Origin of the sequence: Nocardia sp. NPDC005366, from assembly GCF_040606855.1 — a bacterium.
Lineage (GTDB): Bacteria > Actinomycetota > Actinomycetes > Mycobacteriales > Mycobacteriaceae > Nocardia.
In genome coordinates, this window is sequence record NZ_JBEXFQ010000025.1 from 100975 (window position 1) to 116194 (window position 15220).

The window sequence follows — 15220 nt, forward strand, 5'->3', positions numbered from 1 at the left end:
TTGCTGGCGAAGGTATGCAAATTTGCACCACCGATATTTTCTCCGAAATCCGGTCCGCCACAGAGCCACTCAGCTCGAAAGCCGCCCGCGTGCTCGCATCCTCGGGGCAACCGGCTCGGATGATGTGATCATCCATGCCCTTGCCGGGCGATTCCCCATCTGGTAGGAACGAAACATCAACCTGGGGGCCAACCCATCACCATAACCTCTGACCATCCTGCCGTGGAAGCTTTTCGAGGAGGGGATTCCACTCCCATGACCAGTGATCCCGAACACCGCAGATCACCCGGATCCCGACACGCACTACCACCGCGTGTCCCCACTATCGGCAACACCGTCCGCCGAATCCGCGACGAGCGCGGTTACACCCGCGACTACGCCGCAGTCATGCTGCTCAAGATCAGCCGAAGCTACCTCCGAGACATCGAACGAGGTCGCCGAATTCCCGGCGCGGACCTGCTGGAGTTGATCATTCTCGGTTACCGACTCGACTCCACACTCGCCCGCCACCTGCGCGAACTACGAGTCGCGGCAGTCGCTCTCGACCCCACCGCCGTGCTCGCCAGAGCCGTCACCGGCAACCCTGTGCTCATAGCCCATCTCCAGAGCCTCAATCAACGAGGCGAGCTCGCCGCCTACATCGACCCCGTCTGGAACGTGCTGGCCTGCAACGAGAAGTTCCGGGAAGCGACACCCGGACTCGAGCGCACCGGGTCCATCCCGGTCTGGATGTTCAGCACCCACACCAAACCGATCCTCACCGACCGACCCTACGAACTCGCCTACGCGACGGCCTCGATTCGGGCTATCACCGGATGCTTCCGCAACGCCGAACAGACCCGGGCGGTCTTTCATCACCTGGGGCCCGACACCGAATTCCGGGCCACCTGGAGCGAGGACGTACGCGTGGTGTACGGGCGCGACCCCAGCGCCCTGATGCACGCCATCCACCCCGTCACCGGCCTGCCCGTCACCTACAGCCTCACCATCACGAGCCAGTCCGAGTCCGTCCTGCTGCTCATCCTCTCGCCCAGCCCCTCCCCCGAGGACGCCACGAGCCGAGAAACCGACGGATAGAAAAAATTGCGACACGCACCACGACACGCCGGTGACCTCTCTCTGGGTTCAGCCGACCACCAGGTCTTGTTGATCAAGCTCAGCGCGATTGCAAACCGGCATGTCGCCCGCTCCGAGGTCGCCGATACCCCTCACCGGCAATCTCGGGGCACCGTGACGTAGCCGTTATCCAACTCCACAAAATGGGAAGGCAAAGAACTCCGCGTACCTCTGCCATCGAGAAATTGCCGGATACAGGATCTGTCCATGACCGAAAACTCCCCCACCCCAGCGCCTGATCCACACCTACCTCCGTCCGACGAAACTCATGAGCACACCTATCCGGTTTCCGCCGGTGCCCGTGCACTGAGGAAATCCGAACGCTGGTACATCCAACAACTCAAGAACGGACGCTTTCCCGGGCACAAAGCGGGCCGCACCTGGTTCCTCACAGCCGGCGACATCGAGGCCGCGATCGAAGCCTCCCGCCGCCCATCGTCGCGACCGGTCAAACGCCAACCTCCCCCACAACCGACCAACCGGGCACGGCCCACCACGCCCCCTCCGACCCGACGAACCCGCCACCGTCGATACATCCCACCTCAAGATCGATGAGAACGCGAGGCCGGAGTCAACTCGATAATCGAAGCGTTGCAGACAACCGCCCACCTGCCCTGCCGCACCGTCCACCGCCTCGGCGTCGGATCGTTTCCAGTGCTGTTATGTGTCGCCCGCACGTGGCCGTGTCATCGACAGGCCGGACTGCGCTCGCGGAAGTCATTCTCATGGTGACGCACACGTATCAGAATTCAGGATTCGCCCGCCAGTACTGGCAAATTCCGTCGCTTCCGATCGATGTCAGGCCGTAGACTCCAAACAACTCGGTGAGCTCACCGTATTGTCGACGGTGGTGAAACCGTTGATTCCCATGCTTCCGTGTCCCGGTGAGGTCTTCGGTGATCATCAGCCGAATGCTGGGTAGAAGCGTCCCGAGCGTCTGATCTATCTCGGTGATGTGGTCGAGGGTGTCGATGATCCAGAGCGCGTCCGGCGTAGTCATCGCATGTAGTTCGTCGGGTTCGATGACCGGGATCGATCCGCCGGTTCGGTGGTGCATGAATCGGGTCGATGGAGATCGGTAGTCGCATCCGGTGACGGTGAATCCCTTGTGGCGCAATGCAAGAGCGTCGCTGCCGATGCCGCATCCGACGTCGAGGATGGTCCGGACAGCGTGCTGTTCGAGGGTGGGCAGCGCGGCGGTGACGTAGGGCGGTCGGTTGCCGCTGGCTTCCCAGATCGTCAGGTTGAACAGGTAACTCATGCTGGTCCGGAAGAAGTCGGCGACCTCGGCATCGGTGCGGGGTTCGGCGGAACCCCATTCGGCGGCCAGCGCTTTGGAGGAGTCATGGTAGGGCCGAAACCGCGGTCCGAGAAATTCGGCGAGCTGGCTCAGCAGTAGGTGGTGCGCGGCGGCGTCCCACCGATGCCGGTTCCAGACTCTCCAGCAGCGTTCGCACACGTCCAGATGTGTCCGTACCGCGGTCATCGTCTCGGGAGGCAGGTGTCGATGCAGATAGTCGTCGAGCAGGTCGGATGTTGCGAGTTCGCATACTCGGGATTCGTGTCCGGATTCATCGGGCGTGGCCGTGGGGGGCATTGGGGGCGGGTCTGGCACGATGTCGGGGACCGACACCGACCTGTCCTGGGGTGATTCTGGATGATGAAAGTGCACGCGACGGCCTCTACCTTCGTGTTCTGCCGGTTCGAGGGCGAGGGGTGGAAGATCGGCCTGGTGCTACAACCGCGGTTGGGCAAGCAGATGGTGCCCGGTGGTCACGTCGAGGACGACGAAACCCCGGCCCAGGCGGCGTTGCGTGAGGTGGTCGAGGAGACCGGACTGCAAGTTCGGCTGCTGCGGCGCGCGAGTGTTCCTCTGCCGCAGGACTATCCGCTGGAAGTGGTGGTCGAGCCGTGGTGGACCACGTTGGTCGACGTCCCGCGCGACAATCATCTCGCCGAGCCGCACAAGCATCTCGATCACCAGTACGTGGCGGTCGCGGATTCCCCGGATCCGGTCGCGCAGGCGGTACACGAGTTCGGCTGGTACCGCCTCGAGGAACTGGCGGATCTGGATCTGTTCGACGACACCCGCAGGCTCGCCGAATTCCTCTTTCCCCATGTCGATGTGCTCGACCGCGCCGAAGCGACGGTCGGTGGGCACGGGTCACTGCTGCCCGCCTAGAGACGCGGATCGGGTCCGAATCACGCTGGATTCGGACCCGGCCGGGGCCAGCAGTTCGAGCAGCGCGGCGGTGAGTGCGGTGGTGTCGTGTTCGCGGCGGTCCAGGACCAGGAAGCGGTCCGGGTCGTCGGCGGCCAGGCGCTCGAACAGGGCTGCCGCCCGCCGGTGCAGGGTCCACTGCTCGGCGGTGAAGGTCTCTGCGTTGCGGACTTCCGCGCGGTGTACGGCGGCTTCGACGTCGTCGGTCAGCAACACGGTGCGGTCCGGCAGTGGCCGGTAGAGCGCGGCGTGGCGCAGCAGGGTGGTGGCGAAGCTGTGGGCGTTGTCGTCGTCGGGGTGGGTGATCAGGGATTGGTAGACCGCGGTGGTGTGCAGGCTGCGGCCCTCGATCACGGTGCGCCCTGCGGCCAGGAGTTCGAGCACGGATTCGTAGTCGTGGGTCTTGACGGCCAGCAACAGTAGTGTCTCCGAGCCCGGGTATCCCGCGCGTAGGAACCGCTCGCTGCGGGATGCCTGTACCAGGGTGCCCAGTAGGCGGCGGCCGAGGTCGGTATCGGTGGATCGGCGGGAGAACTCTTCGAGCACCACCGGCGGGACTTCGCCGTCACGGGTGAGCTGGTCGACGACCAACCCGGTCAGATAGGTCTTTCCGACGCCGTTGATCCCTTCGATACTCAAGAGTTTCGGTGCGGAACCGTTTTCATTCATGCGGGTAGAAGCAGGCATGATTCCTCGTTTTCTGCGGGCACGGTCGCCGGGGTCAGTCGAACAGCGTGGTTTGCTCCGGCGGCGGGGCCTGCGGGGTGTAGCCGGCGATGGCGCGTAGGTGGTCCAGGTTCATCCATGTGGTGGAGTCGGTGACCATTCGGATGAAGATCTCGGCGGTGAGGCGCACATCCGCGCCTGCGCGGTGCCGGTCGGGCGGTGCGGGGATGCCCAGGTGGCGCATGATCTGGTCGAGGCTGTGTTTGGGCAGAACCGGGTACAGGTCCCGTGCCAGGCGCACGGTGTCCAGGATCGGCAGTCGCGCCAGGTTCGGGCACGATTGGCGGTAGGCGGACAGGACTCCTGCTTCGGCGGGCGCATGGTGGGCGATGAGCACGTACGGGCCCGCGGAGAAGCGGCGATCCAGTCTCGCGAGCACCTCTGTCGCGGGGGGCTGGTCGGCGACCATCTCGGGGGTGATGCCGGTTTGGCCGGTGTCGAACACCGTCAGTGCGGCATGAGCCGGGGGCCGCATCAATGCCTCGAATTCGGCGCCGAGGTTGATCTTGCCGTGCTCGACGTTCAACACCTGTACGGCGACCTCGAAGGGTTCCTTCGGTGCGCCGGTCGGAGTGGTGTACTCGAAGTCGATCACCGCCATGGTGACGGTGCTCAGGGAGTCGATCAGGCGTCGACCCATCGGTGAACCTCCTGTTCGATGATCGCGGCGTACTGCGCGATGCGGGTGTGGTCGTCGGCGCGGGTGAGCGCTATGGCGAGGACGGTGTCCAGCACGGTGGCCGCTGTTGTGCAGCGCGGGCCGGTCTCGTCGGCGAACATCGGGCGTTGATCCAGCGGGATCAGTTTGAAGGTGCCCGTCGAGTTCGGCACCGGGATATCCAACGCGGCCAGGTGTTCGGAAAAGGCCCGCGGCCGGTCCAGATGTAGCCGGAACACCGGCGCGTAGTGGTTCCAGCGCTGTCGTGGCGGGACCAGCGCCTCCAACTGCTTCACCTGGGCCAGTAGCCGGATCAGCAGCAGTGTTTGCTCGGTGCGCCAGCTGATCTGTTCGTCCAGCCCTGACAGTTCGGCGCGGCCGAGCGCGGCCAGCGGGGCGGCGAGCCGGAAATTGTGGGCGATCCGCGAGGCCGGGGCACTCTGCGGTGGTGGAGGGAGCCAGTGGGAGCGGTAGGCGCGGGCTGTGGCGGCGATCTCGCTGTCGTCGGTGGCCAGGAAGCCGCCTTCGCCGGTGGAGAGCAGTTTGAGCTGGTGGGTGCTGTAGCAGCCCACCGTGGCATCCAACCCGGCGTGAGTGCGCCCGATCATCGTTCCCAGCGCTTGGCAGGCATCGACGACCACCGGGATACCGCGTCGGGCGGCGAGGTGGTGCACCGCGTCGCTGTCGGGTGCGCGTCCCCACAGGTAGACCGGCACGATCGCGGCGGCGTCGTCGAGGTGAGTGGTGAGGTCATCGAGGTCGAAATCGGTTCCGTCGTCGTTGCAGTCGACGAAGACCGGTTGCGCGCCCAGTGCCACCACCGGGGCCACCGTCATCACGACCGTCAGCGCGGGAACGATCACCCGATCACCGGGACGCACCCCGGCCGCGTACAAGCCGGTCTGCAAAGCCGCAGTGCCGGAGGAGACCGCCACGACGTCGGTGACGCCGAGGTAGCGCGCCAGTTCGTCTTCGTAGGCGTTCACTTCGCCGGTCAACGGCGGCGCGGCGGCGCGTGTCACCGAGCCCCCAGGACACGGTCGAACTCCATCAGCGGGTTCATGTTCACACAATCGCCGCTGAACAGCGGGCAGTCCCGCACGGTCGTCGTCGGCACGAACAACTCGGCCGCGGTGTGGCCGATGATGCTTCGCTGGGTACCGGCGGCGGCCTGCGCGGCGATCATGTGCCCTGACGGGCAATCCCACACCGATCCATCGGGCTCGATGAATGCCAGCTGGTGTCCGCCGTAGCAGCCGGGTTTGTCCTGCAATCGGTGCCGCACTGTCGAGACCACCTGCGCCGGATACAGCTCCCCTGGCAGGGTCATGCCGAGATCGGCGTCGGCGATCTCGCCGAAGACCTGCTCGAGCTGCGGTATGTCGCGCTCGCGCAGCACCAGTTCGGCGAAGAGTTCGTGGCCGGGGTCGAGCGCGACCGGCTGCGCGACGAAATAGTCCACACCCAGCTCGGCGGCGAACCGCGCGGTGTCGGGCATCCCGGCCAGGGTGTTGCGTGTCAGCACGCTGTAGATGCCGACCTTCATCGCCCGGTCACCGCGCTCATCGAGCAGCGCGGAGATCCCGGCGACGACCCGAACCCAGCTGTCGGTTTGACCGCCCCGTGTGGGGCGTTGACGGTCGTTGATCACCGGATCGGCCGAGTCCAGAGACACCGAGACCGCGTGCACGCCGTGGTCGTACAACATTTTCCGGATCGCTGGGCGCGTCAGAGGGCGGCCGTTGGTGCACACCACGACCTGTACTCCCGCCGCGGTCAACGCCGCGATGATCTGGCCGACCGGTGGCCAGTTCAGGGGTTCGCCGCCAGCGAGGAACACACGCTGCACCCCTGATTCGCCGATATCGGAGAGGAAATCCAACAGCACCGGCAGTCCCAGATCACCATGGGGCAGGTGAGTGAGTTTGCCCGGCTGTGTCGGCGGTTCGAGGCGATCCTGCTCCAGCACACCGAAATAGCAGTGCGGGCACCCCAAGTCACACGGGCTACGCAGCGCCCACAACACGGTGGTCGTCTTGTTCGCCCGAGTCATCGCGGCCCCCCAGCGGCCTCGATGATCTCGCCGAACATCTGCTCCACAACGGCGGCCTCGTCGCGTCCGGCGCGGTCGACCACCCGGAAACGGTGCGAATCACGGTGCGCACGGGCGCGATACATTCGGTCCGCGCACTCGATGAGCGCTCGTTCCTCGGTGGTGACCGGGCTCCCGCGACGGCGGGCGTATCGCGCGACGCAGGCGTCGATATCGTCGACGAGCAGCAACACCCGATCAGGTGGAGGCCGCCATATCGCCGCGGTCGCGGTGATATGGTCAGCGAGCTGATCACGCAACGCGGCTGTCGCCTCAGTCCCGCCCCAGATCGCGGCTTGATAGATCGCCACGGTGTCCACACCGCGGTCTTCGAGCACCACCGCGGGCGGATCGGGCAGGGCATGGATCTGTTCGTACTCGCGGACCTTCAATCCCAGCAGCGCCAGGGTTTCGGTGCGCGGATGGCCGGTGCGCAGAAACGTGTCCCCGCCCGAGAGGGCGGCGATCACTGTGCTCGGCACCGCGTCACGGGTGTCGGTCAGCTCGGCGACCATCGCATACTCGCCCGCCACGAACCGCTGGGCCACCTTCCCCAGCAGATGGGTCTTGCCGACGCCGTTGATCCCCTCCACGCTGCACCACAGCGGTGCGCGCGTGGTCATGACCGATCCTTGCGCACGCAGACGTACAGGTTCTCGGTCGATGATTCCCCCAGCACCGTGGCGATGACCGGGCCCAGCAGTTGATCGGGCACCCGGTCGGACAGCTGCTGATACAACTCGGCCGCACCGCCGCCGAATCGGTCGCTCAGCGCCTGCTCTATCGCGTGCGTCGGTGGCGGCAGGATCCCGATCTCGTCCATGACAGCCAGCCCCACCTCATCGAGGGCTGCCAGGAGTTGTTCGCGGGGCCATTCGTGGACGTGGACGCGGTATTGGAGCGGTGCGCCTTCGGGGGTGATCGGCGTCGACAACAGCAGCCGACCGTCGGGGCTAAGCGCGTTGGCCGCTTGGCCCAGGCTCGCCAGTCCCGCCGGATACGGCAGGTGTTCCAGTGCCGAGGTGTAGACCACGACGTCGATATCGGTGCCCACGCCCCAGGGTTGGGAGACGTCGGTGGTCAGGAACTTGATCGGGAACTGCGGCCCGTAGTGGGTATCGAGTTGCTGTTGGCGCAGGACCGCGCCGCGCAGGTTCGCCGGGCTGATATCGAGTCCCAGATAGCTGCCCAGGTCCGGGCGGTAGCGGTAGAGCACCGGCAGTTGCAGGCCACCACCGCAGCAGGCGTCGACGACCTTGTCTCCGGGGTGGCAATGCCCGGCGATGATCAGCCGCTGCATCAGGTTCATGATGCCGCTCGCCTTGACCTGTCCCACTCCCAGGGCCGCGTAGAAATCATCCATCTGATTGATGCTGTAGTCGCCGATCATCGGCGTGCCCGGCCGCGTACGGCGCGGATCATCGTGGCGTTCTGCCGCAGTCATCGAACCTCCCAAGGGAAACGAACCCATCCAGCGCATGTGGCGCCGATGTAGTGACAATGCTGTTGAGGCTCATCGGCATTCGCCTTCGCCCAGTTGACGGTGTTGACCACGACCACCGCGCGGCGCACCCGCACCACCGTGTCCGGGAGCAGCGAGCAGGCCGCGGCCAAACTCGCGCCGGAACCGACGACGTCATCGACGACCAGCACATCGGCACCCGGGGTGAAGACACCCAGCGACGCCGGGTCGAGCACCCGCGGCGCCGGATACTTTTCGGCGTCGGTGCCCTCGTCCCGGGTGTGTTCGATGCCGATCGCGCGCACGTCCCGCACCCCGAGCTGATGCGCCAACGCCACCGCGGGCACCATCCCCCCGCGCAGAACGCCCACCACCACGCTGGGCCGCCCGTCGGCGGTGACACGTGCAGCCATCGCGCGCAGACAGGAACCGAATCCGGCCCAGGTCAGATCCAGAGCCAGAGCCTCGCCGTTCGACACGCTCATCGGGCTCCTGCCAGCACATGCAATCGGCCCGAGACGTTCCAGCCGCGTGCCACGGCCCTGTCGTGGATCGCGGCCAAGCCCGCCACCACAGCCTCAACGGTCTCCCCTTCGGGCATCACCCAGACCGGGGACAGACCATGAGTGGTCTGCAACTCGGTGATCTCGGCGAAATCGGCATCGACGTCGGCGACGACGAATTTGAACACCGCACGCCCTGTCGCGGTCAGCGCCGCCAGCGCGTCCGGCACGATTCGGATCGCGTGCGGCATACCGGAATTGGCGAGTTTCGGCGAAACCACCCACATCTGCACGCGCTCAGCGAGCTCCGGGATCGGCGCTATCGTCCCGTTGGTCTCCACCTGCACCCGCGCGTCCACCCCCTGCGCTATCGCGGCCATCGCCGGTTGTTGCAGCATCGGTTCCCCGCCGGTGATCACCAGCAGATCCACGCCCGTACCGGCGACCCAGTCCGTGATCTGGGCGGTCGGTAACCGCCGCGACACCTCGGCCGGGCGGTATCGCGACCAATCCCAGGTCTGCTTGGTATCGCAGAAGCCGCAACGCAGATTGCATCGCGACAGCCGCACGAACGCACACCGCTGCCCGGCGTAGGGGCCTTCTCCCTGGGTCGACACGAACCTCTCCGCGACCAGGACAGTGTCACGCCGCCGATCGACCACCGCGTCCCTATCCGAACCTGTTGCCATCGATCACGACCTCTCCCAGCACGCCGCCGAATGCGATGTCTCGCTCACAGTCATCGACACCAAACGCGCGCCACCCAAATGCGGTTCGACTTCGGCGACGAACCAGCAACCCAGATGCTGAGCCAGCAATTCACTCGTCGGCGCGAAGTCGACCACGTCGTTGAGATGACGATGATCGAACCGTGTCCGCAAATACTCATCCAGCGGCGACAGGTTCGCGAAGTCGGTCACGAAACCGTACTCATCGAGCGTCGGCGCGCCCAGGGCCACCGTGACCGTGTAGTTGTGTCCATGCAGCCGCGAGCACTTGTGCTCCACCGGCAGCGACGACAGTTGATGGCTGGCGCAGAAGTTGAATGACCTCGATATCCGGAAGTTCCCGCGCTCGGTCGAGACCTGCGTCATCGTGTCGTCCCCCGATCAAATCGTCCGACGATCGTTTCGAAATCTAGTGTTATTCAACGTTATACGGCATGTCAACCTGTAATTTGTTGCCATACAATCATTTTCGCGAATAACGCGCCCGTCTATGGCGGTGCATAACAGCGAATGCACCGCTATCGACTGCTCAAGGTAGTCAGCTATGGGATTCGGCTCCGCGACCTCTCTGTCTCGAAGATCACGATCTCTGTTCCGCCTTGTCCTGCTCGACCCAACCGCGGATCGCGTCGGCGATCGAAAGTGCGGTGCGGCGAGGGCTCGCGGCGGAGGTATCCACGACCAGGTCGGCCTCGCGCGCCATCCAGGTGCGGGCCTCGAGGAAGATCGACAGATGCTCCAGACGCCACCCGGCAGCACGATGTAACACCTCGTCATCGCAGATTCGTTGCCGCAGGATCTCGGGCCGTACATCCAAGAGCACTTGGCGCAGCGTGTGCCCGTGTGCACGGGTTCCGGTCACCAGCTCTCGCCAGTACTGCTGGTCCAGCACGGTTTGCGTGATCACTAGGTGCTGGCCGGTCTCGCGGGCGATCTCGCCGCAACGATCGGAGTCAGCCGTTCGCCATGACCGCAGTTGCTGGAAATCGGCGAATCCAAAGTCCTGGAACTGCGATCGAACCAGGAACCCGACCATCTCCGGGTCGAATATCCGCCACAGCGGGTTGTCCGCCACTATCTGCTGGGCGACGGTCGTCTTACCGGTGCCGTACGGTCCATTGAGCCACACCATCACAGGAGAACGCTCCTATCCCGAGCAGGCCATCTCGAACCCGCAAGTCACTGCTGTCGGATTTCATTCGCCGGTATCGACACCGTCTCTGGGCACCTCTCCCTCGTTGTGTCGAGCAACGGGTATCAGCCACCACACCGCCCACCCTCGCTGGCGGTTCTGTTGAGAGTGGCGCGGTGTTCTCGGTCCGCTGGCAGGAAAGATATGTTCATCGGCCGTATCCGGGCACTCGGCCGATGGCGGTATTGGTGACGACGTCCGCACTGCCCGGGTGAGTTCTCGTCGCACGAAAGACGGTGCGGACCTGCCCGTTCCAACCGCACGGCAGGGCGCAAGTCGGATAGATCGAGGTCTCCATGCCGCCCTCGCGCCGCCGAACGGTGCGTGTTGCTGTCGCCGTGTAGCCACAGTTCGGGCACTTCTCGAAAAAGTCCAACACCTCGCTGACGGCATACTCCGGCCTCAACACCGCCGCCTCGGAAACACCCGCAGCCGAGGCAGGCACCGCCGAACCGTCCTCTCCAGATGGCGCTGCGCCCTGGTGTTCCGAGGCGCCGCCGACTGCCGCACTCCCCTCCGTTACTCCCGTCACTCCCGGCGCGGTTGTGCCGGGGGTCGTGGCCAGCCAGTAATCGACCAAGGTGAGGCCCTTGTCGGTCAGGGTGTAGACCGTCATCGATCGGCCGGAGCTCGGATCTGGCACTATTTGGGAGCTGACGAGCGCTCGTCTCTCGAGACCGCGCAGGATGGCGACTGTCGTGGCGACAAATCCATTCGCGGTCAGACTCGCCGCAGAGCGTGGGCTTTCGGCCGACGCCAGTACGAGCAGCATGCGCAGCTGTGACCGGCTGTATCGGTCTCCGCGGAAACGGCGGTGGGCGAAGATGGCATCCGCATCCGTGATTGCCTGTTCGACACGGTATGCCGCCAGTCGACGGTCATCGGTGTGAGTACCGCTGAATTCATCGGTACTGGCCGCTGCGGTCATCTGGTCGTTCCGAATGTTCGCTCGACCGCATTGCGTGGAGCACACCGCGTCACAGCACTATTCGATCTCACACTGTGGTCTGTTGAGCCGTGGCCGCTGCGGGCACTGGTCGGTGCCGCCGGCGCGATGGTCTGTCCAGGATTCGTGCCGCTCATGCCGTCTGACCCCCGGTGGGGCGTCGGTGAGCTCACAGTGTTCCCCCGTTGTCGACGTGGGCTTGCAGGTCCTCGCCGGCTGCGGCATACACGAACTTCACGTGACTGCGAACAATTGTCCGGCTCTGCTCGTGGGTCCATCCAGCCCGGACCAGCATGTCGATCGCCGCCGCGAGTTCGGTCTGCCGACGTGGCTGGTCATCGCGGTTGTCGGCGTCGATCGCGCGAATGAAGGTCCCGGTGTACTCGGAGCCGAACTGGGAGTCCAGCGTTTCGACGAACTCCGCCGCCCGAGGCAGAGCGATGCCTTCGGCCCTGTGCAACGTCGGCTTCGTCGGGGGTGGCTGAGCGGTCACGGGATCTCCGGGGTTGTGGTTGCTGATGAGCGGTGGCGTCATGGCTGGCGGTTGCTTCGTCCGAGTGCGCCTGGAGAATCGAGAGTGCGCGAGCATCACCGCAGCCTCCCCACCGCAGCCAAACAGAACTCGCTGGATGCCGGATGCCAGCCGAGGCCCGCCCCGTCCACCGAGGCTCGCTTCACATCCGGACACCAGCCGTGCACAGGGACCAATCCAGGCCCTATCAGGTCGAAGCCGGACATGAGCGCGGCGATCTCCACGGCTGAGCGAGGCCAGAACTCGATCCCCCCACTGCGGTAGATGTCGCGCGCTTCGTGGACCATGTCGGTTTCCACGTCGTCGGTGACGTGGCTCAGCACCACGAACGACCCGGGCGCAAGGACTGCGGTGACCGCCTCGATCACCGCGCCGGGGTCGGCGATGAACTCGACGACGAACCCGAGACACACCGCCGCCGGCTCGGTGAGGTTCATCAGCGCGCTGATCTCTCGCACGGTCGTGTCGGTGTCGGTCAGATCCGCGTGCACGAACTCGGTGCCATCGCCTGCCAGCAGCGCGCGTCCGTGCGCGGCTACGACCGCATCGCTGTCCACGTACACGGTGCGCGTGCCCGGAAGCACCCCACCCGCGATCTCGTGCAGATTCGGCGAGCACGGATAGCCGGCACCGAGCTCGACGAACTGGGCGATCCCGAATTCGGCCGCTACGTCGTGCACCGCGCGCAGCAGAAACATTCGGGCCGCTCGCGCGCCCAGCTGGAAAGGGGGAGCCTTCTCGACCAGGAGTGCACCGAGACGCTCATCGACCTCGTAGGAATCCTTACCAGCGTTGAGTAGGTAATCGTGCACCCGCCCGCAGTGAGGGCGAAAGGGATCATGCGCGGTGAGCGCTTCGGCTCTTACTATGGCTGACATCGCATCTCGGCTCATCTGGTCTCGTCTTCCATACCGGGACCGCGAAATCGTGGTGATCCTCGACGTTGATCGCGGCTGCTGACCAGCGCGCATCTGTACCGGGCCCGGGCCGCGTCAGTGTGTCGCTGTGACGGTGAGGGCACCGATCCCATCCAGTGGCCGGACTGTTTCGAGGTGTCCGGTTTCGTGCAACGCGGGCCGGATCTGTTGCAGTGCAGGGGCATCCGATGATGGATCATGACGTCACCGACTCGTCGGTTCGCATCCGGACCGGTCGCCGCGGCGGTAACCCGGTAGGTGGTGCGGGGGTCATCGCGGACCTCCCCACGCGCCGAGCGCAGCCAAGCAAGACCGTTCGCTCGCCTCCCCCGATTTCGTGGTGGGGGCGGGTTTCCAGTCCTGGGCCACTGTCAGGCCGGGGTCGAGCAATTCGACCCGGCCAGTAGCGCCGTCACCTCGGCGGTGAGGCGGGGTCGCATCCTCAGGTGGTACTCGGTGTAGACAGTGGCCACGCTCGCGAGGGTGTCTGGATCGGTGTCGGCGTCGGTGCACACGTGAGTCGCCGCCAGGTACCCGCTCGGGAACGCGGCGACCAACTCCGCGATCACCGCGGCCGGGTCGGTCAGTCGTTCGAGAACCAGTGACCCGAACACGAGCGCGACCGGGCCGCTGGGGTCGATACCGCCGGGCCTCAGGCGTGTGTGCTCGATCGCGGCCAGGATCGAGTACGGGTCATCGAGATCAGCTCGCAGGTAACGGGTTTCGGTGTCGAGTAGCGCGAGACCGTAGGCCGAAACGATCGATCCGTCATCGAGGTAGAGGACACTCGCGACCGAGATGATCGACCGGGCGACGCTGCCGACGTTGCGTTCTCGCGGATACCCGCACCCGATGACCACGAACTGACACACCCCACGTTCGGCCAGCGCGGCCACCGCCCGCAACTGGAACACGTGCCCCGCGCGGACACTGGCACCGAACCCCGGCGCACAACGATCGATGTCGGCGACCATCTCCTGGTCGATGCTGTAGTTGTCCTTGCCCACCGACAGGAACGGGTCGTCCGGGCCGCATTCACGGTCGAGGTCCAGCGGAAGCAGAGCGTCCAGGACGCGAGCATGTGCCGGTCTCAGCAACTCGTCCCCGGTTGTCGCCTCGCGTTCACGGGGATCGTCGGGTGTCGCGCTGCGATATTCGATACCACCGCACGTCGGGCATTGGTTCACCAGCTCACCACCGCACCTGCTCGAGCAGCCAGGCCACGAAACCGGCGTAGTCGGCATCGGCCGAAGCCCGTACGACACGGCCGTAGGGATCGCGCCACAGGCGTGCGTCGTCGCCGATGCGGACCCGAGTCTCGGCGAAGCCGACGAACTCATAGCCCAGGGCGGCCGAGAGAGTCAGTGGGTCGTGGAGCCAGAACCCGTCGTACCCGCGCGCGGTCCACCGGTGGAAATGCGCCGACAGCAGCCGCGCCCACTCCGGTGCGCTGTCGGAGTCCAGCGCGTGAATCAACGTCCAGTCGGCGGTGACGCGGATCCCTGGGTGGTTGGTGTGATCGGCCAACACCAGTCGGGGGGCGGGCAGTATCCGCAGCGCCCATCCGGTGGCGAGGGGGTCTGTGCGCAGGTTGTGTTCGCCGTGTTCGGGGTCGTGGTAGTGATCGAGCCATCCGCCGGTCTGTGTGACGGTGATCTGTTCGGCGATCTCGGGTGCGGCGCGCAGTAGGGTGGCGAGGTTGGTCATCGGCCCGCAGCCCACCCACCGGACCGGACCCTCGGTGTTGACGATCCGCTGATTCAGTGCGTCGGCCAGCTCGTGGCGGCGGTCCTCTCGCTCCTGCACGCTCGCCAGCACATAGGCGGGCACCCTCTGGCCGGGATCGGGCAGGAACGACCGCCGCTCGCCCAGGTCGATCCCTTCGATGACCTCGACATCGCTGCGGCCCAACAGACCCAGTACCCGCCGCGTAAGCTCCGCGCGCAGCCCGCCGACCTCACCAGCGGTGACCACCAGCAGGTCCGGCACCAGCCGTGCGGCGATCACCAGAGCAACGAAAGCGTCGGGATCGCCCCCGATATTTCTATCGCCAGTTCGAACCTGTTGCTGGATTGGTTCTTGTTGCATGGTTTTCGGCTGGTCAGATGATTCCCGAAAGGTTGGTTG

At 65.4% G+C, this 15220-nt stretch carries 18 protein-coding genes; 2 read left to right on the forward strand and 16 right to left on the reverse strand.

Translation table 11 applies throughout. The annotated features are described in order from the left end of the window. The first annotated feature begins 255 nt into the window (after positions 1-255). Positions 256-1077, forward strand: coding sequence for a helix-turn-helix transcriptional regulator (locus ABZS43_RS25835; protein ID WP_355038543.1), 822 nt, complete (start codon positions 256-258; stop codon positions 1075-1077). Positions 1078-1858: 781 nt separating this feature from the next. On the opposite strand, the gene ABZS43_RS25840 is transcribed toward ABZS43_RS25835, so the two are convergent. Beyond that, a complete protein-coding gene (locus ABZS43_RS25840) occupies positions 1859-2713 on the reverse strand; it encodes a zf-HC2 domain-containing protein (protein ID WP_355038544.1) in 855 nt (284 codons plus the stop codon). Positions 2714-2773: 60 nt separating this feature from the next. Here ABZS43_RS25840 and ABZS43_RS25845 point away from each other — a divergent pair, with 60 nt between their 5' ends. Further along, positions 2774-3298, forward strand: coding sequence for an NUDIX domain-containing protein (locus tag ABZS43_RS25845; protein WP_355038545.1), 525 nt, complete (start codon positions 2774-2776; stop codon positions 3296-3298). Here the strand turns inward: ABZS43_RS25845 and ABZS43_RS25850 are convergent. The 15 genes from ABZS43_RS25850 to ABZS43_RS25920 form a co-directional block, all read right to left on the reverse strand. Continuing rightward, positions 3281-4024 carry a hypothetical protein gene (locus ABZS43_RS25850; RefSeq protein ID WP_355038546.1) on the reverse strand — a complete coding sequence of 248 codons (744 nt, stop codon included), beginning with the start codon at positions 4022-4024 and terminating at the stop codon, positions 3281-3283. The genes ABZS43_RS25845 and ABZS43_RS25850 overlap by 18 nt on opposite strands. A gap of 34 nt (positions 4025-4058) precedes the next feature. Further along, positions 4059-4703 carry an exonuclease domain-containing protein gene (locus ABZS43_RS25855; RefSeq protein ID WP_355038547.1) on the reverse strand — a complete coding sequence of 215 codons (645 nt, stop codon included), beginning with the start codon at positions 4701-4703 and terminating at the stop codon, positions 4059-4061. Next, positions 4688-5743, reverse strand: a complete 1056-nt coding sequence (locus tag ABZS43_RS25860) for an aminotransferase class I/II-fold pyridoxal phosphate-dependent enzyme (RefSeq protein ID WP_355038548.1) — start codon at positions 5741-5743, stop codon at positions 4688-4690. Before ABZS43_RS25860 ends, ABZS43_RS25855 begins: the two co-directional genes overlap by 16 nt. Next, positions 5740-6774 carry a radical SAM protein gene (locus tag ABZS43_RS25865; protein WP_355038549.1) on the reverse strand — a complete coding sequence of 345 codons (1035 nt, stop codon included), beginning with the start codon at positions 6772-6774 and terminating at the stop codon, positions 5740-5742. The genes ABZS43_RS25860 and ABZS43_RS25865 overlap by 4 nt, the downstream gene beginning before the upstream one ends. Next, entirely contained in the window at positions 6771-7436 is a 666-nt protein-coding gene (locus ABZS43_RS25870) for a hypothetical protein (protein ID WP_355038550.1), read from the reverse strand. The genes ABZS43_RS25865 and ABZS43_RS25870 overlap by 4 nt, the downstream gene beginning before the upstream one ends. Continuing rightward, the gene (locus tag ABZS43_RS25875) at positions 7433-8257 is read right to left on the reverse strand and encodes a methyltransferase domain-containing protein (RefSeq protein ID WP_355038551.1); all 825 of its coding nucleotides are present in this window, start codon (positions 8255-8257) and stop codon (positions 7433-7435) included. Before ABZS43_RS25875 ends, ABZS43_RS25870 begins: the two co-directional genes overlap by 4 nt. Next, entirely contained in the window at positions 8254-8760 is a 507-nt protein-coding gene (locus ABZS43_RS25880) for a phosphoribosyltransferase family protein (RefSeq protein ID WP_355038552.1), read from the reverse strand. The genes ABZS43_RS25875 and ABZS43_RS25880 overlap by 4 nt, the downstream gene beginning before the upstream one ends. Continuing rightward, positions 8757-9467, reverse strand: a complete 711-nt coding sequence (locus ABZS43_RS25885; protein WP_355038553.1) for a 7-carboxy-7-deazaguanine synthase QueE — start codon at positions 9465-9467, stop codon at positions 8757-8759. Before ABZS43_RS25885 ends, ABZS43_RS25880 begins: the two co-directional genes overlap by 4 nt. A gap of 3 nt (positions 9468-9470) precedes the next feature. Next, the gene (locus tag ABZS43_RS25890; RefSeq protein WP_355038554.1) at positions 9471-9872 is read right to left on the reverse strand and encodes a 6-carboxytetrahydropterin synthase; all 402 of its coding nucleotides are present in this window, start codon (positions 9870-9872) and stop codon (positions 9471-9473) included. A 214-nt stretch (positions 9873-10086) separates the two neighbouring features. After that, positions 10087-10638 carry an AAA family ATPase gene (locus ABZS43_RS25895; protein WP_355038555.1) on the reverse strand — a complete coding sequence of 184 codons (552 nt, stop codon included), beginning with the start codon at positions 10636-10638 and terminating at the stop codon, positions 10087-10089. Positions 10639-10846: 208 nt separating this feature from the next. Beyond that, on the reverse strand, positions 10847-11314 hold the full coding sequence (locus tag ABZS43_RS25900; protein ID WP_355038556.1) for a hypothetical protein: 468 nt from the start codon (positions 11312-11314) through the stop codon (positions 10847-10849). Positions 11315-11813: 499 nt separating this feature from the next. Continuing rightward, entirely contained in the window at positions 11814-12179 is a 366-nt protein-coding gene (locus tag ABZS43_RS25905) for a hypothetical protein (protein ID WP_355038557.1), read from the reverse strand. A 53-nt stretch (positions 12180-12232) separates the two neighbouring features. Then, entirely contained in the window at positions 12233-13054 is an 822-nt protein-coding gene (locus ABZS43_RS25910) for an SAM-dependent methyltransferase (RefSeq protein ID WP_355038558.1), read from the reverse strand. A 410-nt stretch (positions 13055-13464) separates the two neighbouring features. After that, a complete protein-coding gene (locus ABZS43_RS25915; protein WP_355038559.1) occupies positions 13465-14280 on the reverse strand; it encodes an SAM-dependent methyltransferase in 816 nt (271 codons plus the stop codon). Between the two features lie 4 nt (positions 14281-14284). Further along, positions 14285-15220: nucleoside hydrolase (locus ABZS43_RS25920; RefSeq protein WP_355038560.1), on the reverse strand; the 936-nt coding region annotated here is incomplete at its 5' end.

Coding starts and splice junctions, on each gene's coding strand:
- ABZS43_RS25905 (WP_355038557.1), bottom strand. CDS start 12,179: ATGACGCCACCGCTCATCAGCAACCACAACCCCGGAGATCCCGTGACC.
- ABZS43_RS25845 (WP_355038545.1), top strand. CDS start 2,774: ATGATGAAAGTGCACGCGACGGCCTCTACCTTCGTGTTCTGCCGGTTC.
- ABZS43_RS25840 (WP_355038544.1), bottom strand. CDS start 2,713: ATGCCCCCCACGGCCACGCCCGATGAATCCGGACACGAATCCCGAGTA.
- ABZS43_RS25900 (WP_355038556.1), bottom strand. CDS start 11,314: ATGACGGTCTACACCCTGACCGACAAGGGCCTCACCTTGGTCGATTAC.
- ABZS43_RS25855 (WP_355038547.1), bottom strand. CDS start 4,703: ATGGGTCGACGCCTGATCGACTCCCTGAGCACCGTCACCATGGCGGTG.
- ABZS43_RS25910 (WP_355038558.1), bottom strand. CDS start 13,054: ATGTCAGCCATAGTAAGAGCCGAAGCGCTCACCGCGCATGATCCCTTT.
- ABZS43_RS25850 (WP_355038546.1), bottom strand. CDS start 4,024: ATGCCTGCTTCTACCCGCATGAATGAAAACGGTTCCGCACCGAAACTC.
- ABZS43_RS25895 (WP_355038555.1), bottom strand. CDS start 10,638: ATGGTGTGGCTCAATGGACCGTACGGCACCGGTAAGACGACCGTCGCC.
- ABZS43_RS25865 (WP_355038549.1), bottom strand. CDS start 6,774: ATGACTCGGGCGAACAAGACGACCACCGTGTTGTGGGCGCTGCGTAGC.
- ABZS43_RS25835 (WP_355038543.1), top strand. CDS start 256: ATGACCAGTGATCCCGAACACCGCAGATCACCCGGATCCCGACACGCA.
- ABZS43_RS25870 (WP_355038550.1), bottom strand. CDS start 7,436: ATGACCACGCGCGCACCGCTGTGGTGCAGCGTGGAGGGGATCAACGGC.
- ABZS43_RS25885 (WP_355038553.1), bottom strand. CDS start 9,467: ATGGCAACAGGTTCGGATAGGGACGCGGTGGTCGATCGGCGGCGTGAC.
- ABZS43_RS25880 (WP_355038552.1), bottom strand. CDS start 8,760: ATGAGCGTGTCGAACGGCGAGGCTCTGGCTCTGGATCTGACCTGGGCC.
- ABZS43_RS25890 (WP_355038554.1), bottom strand. CDS start 9,872: ATGACGCAGGTCTCGACCGAGCGCGGGAACTTCCGGATATCGAGGTCA.
- ABZS43_RS25875 (WP_355038551.1), bottom strand. CDS start 8,257: ATGACTGCGGCAGAACGCCACGATGATCCGCGCCGTACGCGGCCGGGC.